This window comes from Bacteroides sp. RTP31139st1_H2_RTP31139_211217, assembly GCF_040227615.1.
Classification (GTDB): Bacteria; Bacteroidota; Bacteroidia; order Bacteroidales; family Bacteroidaceae; genus Bacteroides; species Bacteroides uniformis.
The window spans coordinates 46,187-46,526 of record NZ_JBCNZM010000023.1; the positions used below are offsets into that span (position 1 = coordinate 46,187).

The following is a 340-nucleotide window of genomic DNA, read 5'->3' on the forward strand; positions in this document are numbered from 1 at the left end:
GAAAGAAGGGAGATTATATTACCTTTGCCTTAAAGAACGGAGCCAAGGTAGATAAAGTTGCCATTGCCTTTACACGTGACAACAACCTGCCGGCAACCTTCGAAATCCAGCTCTCGGGCGGTGGCGGACAGTTCCTCACCGTATATTCGGGCACCGTCAGCGAATACGGCAAACTGATTTCCTATCCGTTCAAAGGCACTACCGCCAGCGACCTCCGCATCGTGCTGAACGATGACCGCGTCAGTATTGCCGAAGTTAAATTTTAATGTGCTAATGTGCCAATATGCTAATGTACCAATGACCATGCAGCATATACAGCGCAGCCAATTAGCACATTAGC

1 protein-coding gene is annotated in these 340 nt (G+C 48.5%); it reads left to right on the top strand.

From position 1 onward, the window contains the following. Positions 1–266 (top strand): hypothetical protein (locus tag ABUA47_RS05875; RefSeq protein ID WP_349831458.1); only part of this gene is annotated, 266 nt, incomplete at its 5' end. Positions 267–340 lie beyond the last annotated feature (74 nt).